We start from the raw sequence: 6,686 nt of genomic DNA on the forward strand, positions 1-6,686 counted from the left end.
GGTCTGACCGCGCGGTCAGACCTCCCCGGTCTCACTCCTCGCGGGGCGCCGCCTTGCCGCGCGGCCGCTGTGCCACCATCACGCTGATCTCCAGCGCCTTGTCGCCGCGCTGCACGCCGATCAGCGCCTTCTGCTTCGGTTTCAGTCCGGCCACGGCGGCCAGCAGCTGCACCGTGTTGCCCACCGGCGTCTCGGCCACCTTCACGACCACGTCGCCCGGGCGCAGGCCGCCGCTCGCGGCCGGCCCGTTCTGCAGCACGCCGGTGATCAGCACGCCTTCCTTGATCGGCAGGTTGAAGGTCTCGGCGATCTCCGGCGTCAGGTCGCGCGGCTCGACGCCGATCCAGCCGCGCGTGACCTGGCCGTCGCGGATCAGCCCTTCCATCACCTGGCGCGCGGTGGTCTCGGGGATCGCGAAGCCGATGCCCAGGCTGCCGCCGCTGCGCGAGTAGATCGCGGTGTTGATGCCCAGCAGGTTGCCGTTGGTGTCGACCAGCGCGCCGCCCGAGTTGCCGGGGTTGATCGCCGCATCGGTCTGGATGAAGTTCTCGAAGGTGTTGATGCCCAGCTGGTTGCGGCCGAGCGCGCTGACGATGCCCGAGGTGACTGTCTGGCCGACACCGAACGGGTTGCCGATCGCCAGCACCACGTCGCCCACCTGCAGCGTCTCGGCGCTGCCGAAGGCGATCACCGGCAGCTTGTCGAGCGTGATCTTCAGCACCGCGACGTCGGTGTCGGGGTCGCTGCCGACCACCTTGGCCTTGGCGCGGCGCGCGTCGACCAGCTGCACCTCGATGTCGTCGGCCCCTTCGACGACATGGTTGTTGGTCAGCAGGTAGCCCTCGGGCGAGACGATCACGCCGGAGCCGAGGCCCACCTGCGGCTGCTCGCGCTGCTGCGCGCCCTGTTCACCGAAGAAGAACTTGAACCACGGATCCTCGGCGTGCGGGCTGCGCGCCGGCGCCTTGCTGGCGGTGATGCTGACGACCGCCGGCGAGGCGCGCTTCGCGGCGGCGCTGTAGCTCGGCGCACTGCCGCCGGGCGGCAGCGACACCTGCTGGATCGACGGCGCCTGGCTGATCGACACGATGCTCGGCAGGCCGTTGCCGGGCTGGCGGCGCACCCAGTCCGGCTTCAGCGTCGCGACCACGAACAGCACGGCCACGGCCACCGTCACGGCCTGGGAGAAAATCAGCCACGTCTTGCGCATCAACAGGGTCCTGTGTCATGGCCGCACGCTCCGAAATCGAGTCCTACCTGAACACGCTGCTGGACGTGGGCCGCTTCCGCGATTATGGGCCGAACGGTCTGCAGGTCGAGGGCAAACCCGAGGTGCGCAAGCTGGTCTCGGGCGTCACCGCGAGCCGCGCCTTCATCGAGGCCGCGGTCGAGCGGGGCGCCGACGCGCTGCTGGTGCACCACGGCCTGTTCTGGAAAGGCCATGACGGGCGCATCACCGGCTGGCTGAAGGCCCGCATCGAGCRGCTGCTGGCGGCCCAGGTCAACCTGCTGGCCTACCACCTGCCGCTGGACGCGCACCCGCAGTTCGGCAACAACGCACAGCTCGGCGTGCGGTTGAACTTCATGGCCGACGGCCGCTTCGGCGACCAGGAGCTGGGCTGGATCGGCAGCCCCGCGCAGCCGCTGACGGTGCCGGCGCTGACGGCGCTGCTGAGCTTGCGGCTGAACCGCGCGCCGGTGGTGGTCGATCCCGGGGTGGGCCGGCCAATCCGGCGCGTGGCCTGGTGCACCGGTGGTGCCCAGGGGTATTTCGAGGCGGCGATCGCCGCCGGTGCCGACGCCTACGTCACCGGCGAGATCTCCGAGCCGCAGGCGCACCTCGCACGCGAAACCGGCGTGGCCTTCTTTGCGTGCGGGCACCACGCCAGCGAGCGCTATGGTGCGCCTGCGCTGGCCGCGCACGTGGCCGAGAAATTCGGCCTCGAGCACGAGTTCATCGAAATAGACAACCCCGCCTGATCAGGGCGCGACGCGGATGTCGTCGACGAATCCCCGGAAGGTGCCGGTTGCATCCGGCCGGTCATAGGCCACGAGAATGCGCGCGATCGTGCGTCCCGCCGCCCACTGGCCGATGTTCGAGCGCRCCTCGTTCCAGGTATTGCCGGCGAGCCGGCCGCCTCGGCCCTGGAACTCCGGATGCACCCTCACGCCGTTCTGGTCGGTCGCGCCCGAATCGCGCAGGCTGCTGCCGTCGGTGAAGATCAGGTCCACCGCGACGAAGGCGCTGTTCGGCGCCGAGTTCTGCGGGTAGATCCAGTACGACAGCGTGGTGCCCGCGCTCACCGGGATGCGCACGTCGAACACCTTGTTGTACGAGAACGAGCGCGTCGCGTCCGTGTCGTTGCCCGAGTACATCAGCGCCGTCGTGCCGCTGTGCGCGATGTTCTCGCGCCGCGTCGAGGTCTCCATGTGGTTCAGCCCGCAGCAGAAGCCGCCGACGTTGGCCTGGAAGTCGACCGTGTCGTTCCAGTCGGGCTGCGCGATGCCGGCCTCGAAGTCCGAGAAGAAGCCGCTCGCGTTCGTCGTCGTGCGCGGCGCATCGAACGAGGGCGGTGCATCGGCCGCGGCGCTGCCCCAGGCGGTGTTGGCGGCGGTACCGAGCACGAAGTCGAGCGTGGTGTCGGCGCCGAGCTGCGCAAGCGGCAGCCAGGTGCGCGTCGACGTGGCGCCGTTCAGCTTCAGGCTCTGCACGTAGGTGCCGTTCGCGCCGGCATTCGACGCGTTGATCGTCAGCGTGCGGCCGTTGCCCATGCGCACCGCGGTGCTCGGGAACAGCGGGCTGCCGACCACGAAGCCGCCGAGCCCCGGGATCTCCGGATACAGCCCGAGCGCGCCCCACACGTACCAGGCCGAGGTGGCGCCCAGGTCGTCGTTGCCGGTCAGGCCGTCGGGCCCGGTCTTGTACAGGTCGGTCAGGATGCGCCGCACCACCGCCTGCGACTTGTACGGCGCGCCGGCGAAGTTGTAGGCCCACGGCGTGCCGTGCTCCGGCTCGTTGCCCATGAAGGCGTACGGGCTGTTCGGCCCMGAGTCGAGCTGCGTGAAGTGCTCGTCGAGCCGCGTGATCGCCGCCGCGTTGCCGCCCATGCGGTCGAACAGGCCGCGGTAGTTCTGCGGCACCATCCAGGTGTACTGCGCCGAGTCGCCTTCGACGAAGCCGGCACCATCGGTGCGCGTGAAGGCGCTCTTGAAGCTGCCGCCCGCGGTGCGCGGGTGGAGGTAGCCGCTGAAGTTGGAATACAGCGGCTTCCACATCTGCGCCTGCGTCAGGTACTTGTCGCGCTTGACCGTGTCGCCGAGCGATGCGGCGAACTGCGCGATCGCCGAATCGGCCAGCGCGTACTCCTCGGCCGAGGCGGCCGCGCCCCACAGGTCGGGCGTCTCGATCGGGATGTAGCCGTGGCCCAGGTAGTCCGCCAGCCCCGGCCGCGTCTCGCAGTTGCGCGAGCGCGTGCCGGGCTGCGTCGCGCCCTGCTCCATGTAGCGCAGCGCGGCCGCGGTGTCGAAGCTGCGGCCGCCGAACGCGTACAGGTTGGCGACGATCACCGCGCCGGCATCGCCCACCATCACGCAGGTGTCGTCGTTCGCGGTCGGCCACTTCGGGTAGCCGCCGCCGCCCTTCTCGGCATCGACCACCATCGACTGCGCCATGTCGCTCGCCTCCTTCGGTGCGAGCCAGCCGATCAGCTGCACCTGCGAGYGGTAGATGTCCCAGCCGGAGAAGGTCGCGTACTTGTCCCAGCCGGTCGCGGTGTAGGTCTTGTTGTCGAAGCCGATGTACTGGCCGTTCACGTCGCTGAACAGGTTGGGGTGCAGCAGCGAGTGGTACAGCGCGCTGTAGAACTTGGTGCGGTCGTCGGTCGATCCCCCTGTCACCTGCACCTTGTTGAGCGTCGCGTTCCAGGTCGCCTGCGCCGTACTCCTGATGCCGTCGAAATCCCAGGCCGGGTTCTCGGCCTGCATGTTCAGCTTCGCGTTCGCGGTGCTGACGTACGAGACGCCGATGCGCAGCTTCACCTGCCCGCCGCCGGCGAACTTGACCCAGCCGCCGTTGTTCTGTGCACGCGCCGCGGTGCGCGAGCCGGGCGTCACGGTGTCGCCCTGGTAGGTGCCGAAGCTCGCGAACGGCTTGTCGAACTGGCCGTGGAAGTAGACGAAGTAACCGCCGCCGCCGCACACGCCGCCGGTCTCGACGAAGCCCTGGACCGAGTCGGTGCCGACGATCTCCAGCTGCGCGCTGCGGGCGCCGACGCCGTTGCGGCCGATGTTCAGGATCATCGTCGCGTCGTTGGTGGCCGGCCAGGTGAAGCGGCCGGCGCCGGTGCGCTTCGTGACGGTCAGCTCGGCATTGACGCCGTTGTTCAGCCCGACGCGGTACGAGCCCGGCACGGCCTGCTCGTTGGCGTGCGAGAAGCCGACCTGGTAGGCCTCGATGTGGGTGCCGGGCGAGCTGGCGATGTTGCCCACGATCGGCAGCATCGAGATGTCCTGCTGGATCGAGCAGCCGGTGCCGCTGGAGTGGACCAGGCTGATGCCCTGGATCACKCCCTTGTCGTAGTTGTAGCCGCCGAAGCCGTAGAACTCGCCGTAGCCGGTGTCGGGGCTGTACTGCACCATGCCGAACGGCAGCGTCGCGCCGGGGAAGGTGTTGCCGACCGCACCGCCGGTGCCCTGGTTGTCGGGGTTCGGGTTGCCGATCTTGGTGCCGACGAACGGGTTCACCAGCGGCAGCAGGTCGATGTCGGCCGCCTGCGCGGCCTCGGTCGGCGCGCGTGATGCCGTCGCCGGCGCGTCCTCATGCCCGCTGCCGCCGCAGCCGGCCGCGAGCAACGCGGCGAGCCACCCCAACCGCAGGGCGAAGCCTCGCCGCGGCGTTGAACGATGTTGTTGCAATCTTGTCTCCTCAGTCGCGCGGGGACCGATGCACAGCGGAGCTGGCGTGCGGTCATGTCCGCACGAAACTGCCACACGTCTACTTCTTGCTCTGGAGGCACCCTGGCTGTGCAGCGTAGGGGCAGGCCCTCGCCGGCTCGAGGGGAGATTCCCGCGCAGGAGTCAGCGCAGCGAGCGAAACAAGGGGCTCGTCAGGACGACAGGTCCCAGCCCGGTACGCGCTGCAGGAAGGTGTGCAAGGCCTCGACTGCGCCGAGCTCGCTGACGTCCTCGAAGACGTCGAGGTCGTCGGGCTCGCAGTAGCCGGTGCGCCAGCGCGGCTGCAGGCGCGCACTGCCGTCCTCGTTCTCGAACAGCACGCGGTAGCCGGTGTGGCGTGGATCGGCCTGGATGCGATGCGCCAGCGAGACGACATGCGCGCGCGGGCCCTCGATCAGCTGGCAGAAGCGCGCACCGTCGAACACCAGCACGCCGGTGATGCCGAGCTGCTGGTTGCGTTCGCGGGACACGTGCAGAATCTGCGCCACCACCGAGAAGTCCCGACCGGACGCGAGATGGCTGAGGTAGAGAAGGCGGTACACGGACAACGGGGCTGGAGGATTCACGGGAAGGCCGAAACCTCCAATCTATCGGCCGCGGAGGGCCGCACACATGTCAAAAGACACAGCACTGCCACACCCTGCGGTGCGCGTTCCGTGCAGCGAGTGCCCGCTGYGCGCGCTGCCGCTGTTCGTGCCGGCTTCGCCCGACGAACTGGCGCTGATCCAGTCGCTGAAGCACCGCGAGCTGCGGCGCGACAGCGGCGCCAGCATCATCGACGAGGGCGCGGGCGACGCACCGCTGTTCACGCTGTTCTCGGGCTGGGCCTTCCGCTACAAGACGCTGAGCGACGGCCGCCGGCAGATCCTGAACTTCCTGCTGCCCGGCGACTTCATCGGCGTGCAGCAGAAGATGACCGATGCCGCGGTGCACGGCGTCGAGGCGCTGGGCGAGGCCTGGCTGTGCGTGTTCGAGCGCGACGCGCTGTGGTCGCTGCACCAGCACACGCCGCGGCTCGGCTTCGCGGTCACCTGGCTGGCCGCGCACGAAGAGGCGCTGGTCGACGACAACCTGCTGTCGGTGGGCCGGCGCAGCGCGGCCGAGCGCGTCGCGACGCTGCTGGTGCACCTGTTCCGGCGCGCTGCGGCGCTGCTGCCCGATGCGGGCGCCAACGGCGTGCCGTTCCCGCTGACGCAGCAGCACATCGCCGACGCGCTCGGGCTGTCGCTGGTGCACACCAACAAGACCTTGCGCAAGCTGGAGCAGCGCGGGCTGCACCGCATCGAGAATGGGCAGCTGTTCCTGACCAACGTGCAGGCGCTGGAGCGCATCGCCGACCTGTACGGCGATGGCAAGCTGCCGCCTCGTCCCTTGATCTGAATCACTGATCTGAAAGACCGCATCGAATGACGATCCGCTCCCCCATCGCGATCACGCAAGGCGACGCCTGCGGCATCGGCCCGGAAATCATCGCGAAGCTGTTCCGCGGCCCGCAGGCGGCCGGCTGCTTCGTGATCGGCGACGTGGCGGTGCAGCGCCGCGCCGTCGCCTGGACGGGCGGGGGCCTGGCGGTGGCCGCGATCGAGCGCGCAGCCGATGTATTCGACGTGCCGCCCGACTGCATCCCGGTGCTGGCACCACCGGGCCTGCCGGCCGACCTGATGGCGGCACCGACCGGGCAGGTGGATGCGCGGGCCGGTGCGGCCGCGGCACGCTGCATCGAGCACGCGGTG

Annotated in this window: 5 protein-coding genes and 1 pseudogene; 3 read left to right on the plus strand and 3 right to left on the minus strand. The window is 69.6% G+C overall.

Going from position 1 to position 6,686, the window contains the following annotated elements; genetic code table 11:
* Positions 1 to 31: 31 nt before the first annotated feature.
* Positions 32 to 1,210 carry a trypsin-like peptidase domain-containing protein gene (locus AC1DXV_RS29445; RefSeq protein WP_477865774.1) on the minus strand — a complete coding sequence of 393 codons (1,179 nt, stop codon included), beginning with the start codon at positions 1,208 to 1,210 and terminating at the stop codon, positions 32 to 34.
* 17 nt (positions 1,211 to 1,227) lie between these two features.
* Here AC1DXV_RS29445 and AC1DXV_RS29450 point away from each other — a divergent pair, with 17 nt between their 5' ends.
* Positions 1,228 to 1,980 (plus strand): Nif3-like dinuclear metal center hexameric protein, encoded by a 753-nt coding sequence (locus AC1DXV_RS29450; RefSeq protein ID WP_477936974.1) that lies wholly within the window; start codon positions 1,228 to 1,230, stop codon positions 1,978 to 1,980.
* Here AC1DXV_RS29450 and AC1DXV_RS29455 read toward each other — a convergent pair whose 3' ends face one another.
* Positions 1,981 to 4,914 (minus strand): GH92 family glycosyl hydrolase, encoded by a 2,934-nt coding sequence (locus AC1DXV_RS29455; protein ID WP_477936976.1) that lies wholly within the window; start codon positions 4,912 to 4,914, stop codon positions 1,981 to 1,983.
* A gap of 191 nt (positions 4,915 to 5,105) precedes the next feature.
* Positions 5,106 to 5,519, minus strand: coding sequence for a BLUF domain-containing protein (locus AC1DXV_RS29460; protein WP_477936978.1), 414 nt, complete (start codon positions 5,517 to 5,519; stop codon positions 5,106 to 5,108).
* Positions 5,520 to 5,565: 46 nt separating this feature from the next.
* Between AC1DXV_RS29460 and AC1DXV_RS29465 the strand changes: the two genes are divergently transcribed.
* Both AC1DXV_RS29465 and AC1DXV_RS29470 read left to right on the plus strand, forming a co-directional pair.
* Positions 5,566 to 6,333: a Crp/Fnr family transcriptional regulator gene (locus tag AC1DXV_RS29465; protein WP_477936980.1), complete on the plus strand. Its 768-nt coding sequence runs from the start codon at positions 5,566 to 5,568 to the stop codon at positions 6,331 to 6,333.
* A gap of 26 nt (positions 6,334 to 6,359) precedes the next feature.
* Positions 6,360 to 6,686 (plus strand): annotated as a pseudogene (locus AC1DXV_RS29470) (4-hydroxythreonine-4-phosphate dehydrogenase PdxA); the annotation flags it as partial.

Source organism: Rhizobacter sp. P3_C12 (assembly GCF_056402735.1).